Source organism: Leadbetterella sp. DM7 (assembly GCF_040829825.2).
Classification (GTDB): domain Bacteria; phylum Bacteroidota; class Bacteroidia; order Cytophagales; family Spirosomataceae; genus Leadbetterella.
This window is the reverse complement of record NZ_JBFOLH020000043.1, coordinates 1-1,327: the sequence shown is the minus strand read 5'-3', so window position 1 is coordinate 1,327 and position 1,327 is coordinate 1. Positions and strand designations below refer to the sequence as shown.

Below are 1,327 nucleotides of genomic sequence, written 5' to 3'. Positions count from 1 at the left end.
GGTAAGATCCACAATACGGCAACCACGAAAGGTACGCCTCCAAGTGGTCCGGATGTGAAAGATACCGACGAGGAAGACGTACCGTTTACCAGCACGCCATCCATTGATCTTGTGAAGACAGCTTCGGAGGGTCCTCACGCGGTGGGAAGTGTGATCACCTATAGCTTTAAAGTGAAGAACACGGGTAATGTGACCCTAACCAATGTAACGGTAAGTGACCCGCTACCAGGTTTAGGAACAATAACTCCAGCCTCAGTAGCGAGCCTTGAACCGGGAGTAGAAACAACGTTTACGGCAACCTATACGGTAACGCAGGCAGATGTGAACAACGGCAAAGTACACAATACGGCCACGGCTAAAGGTACACCGCCAACAGGAGACGACGTGAAAGATACCGACGAGGAAGACGTACCGTTTACCAGCACGCCATCCATTGATCTTGTGAAGACAGCTTCGGCTGGCCCTCACGCGGTGGGAAGTGTGATCACCTATAGCTTCAAAGTGAAGAACACGGGTAATGTAACACTGAGCAATGTAACGGTAAGTGACCCACTACCAGGCTTAGGAACAATAACTCCTGCCTCAGTAGCGAGCCTTGAACCGGGTGCTGAGACAACCTTCACCGCGAGCTACACAGTAACGCAAGCAGACGTGAACAACGGCAAAGTACACAATACGGCCACGGCTAAAGGTACACCGCCAACAGGAGATGACGTGAAAGATACCGACGAGGAAGACGTACCGTTTACTGCGGCGCCATCCATTGATCTTGTGAAGACAGCATCGGCTGGCCCTCACGCGGTGGGAAGTGTGATCACCTATAGCTTCAAAGTGAAGAACACGGGTAATGTAACACTGAGCAATGTAACGGTGACTGACCCACTACCAGGTTTAGGAACAATAACTCCAGCATCAGTAGCGAGTCTTGAACCGGGCGCAGAGACAACGTTTACGGCAACCTATACGGTAACGCAGTCGGATGTAAACAACGGTAAGATCCACAATACGGCAACCACGAAAGGTACGCCTCCAAGTGGTCCGGATGTGAAAGATACCGATGAGGAAGACGTACCGTTCACCAGCACGCCAGGTATCGACCTTGTGAAGACAGCTTCGGCAGGCCCTCACGCAGTAGGCTCTGTGATCACGTATAGCTTTAAAGTGAAGAACACCGGTAATGTGACACTGAGCAATGTAACAGTAAGTGACCCACTACCAGGCTTAGGAACAATAACTCCTGCCTCAGTAGCCAGCCTTGAACCGGGTGCAGAAACAACGTTTACGGCAACTTATACGGTAACGCAGGCAGATGTGAACAACGGCAAGG

At 51.1% G+C, this 1,327-nt stretch carries 1 protein-coding gene; it reads left to right on the top strand.

What is annotated here, in order from left to right:
* Nucleotides 1-1,327: CLIPPER-2 domain-containing protein (locus AB2U10_RS19125; RefSeq protein WP_493820787.1), on the top strand; the 1,327-nt coding region annotated here is incomplete at both ends.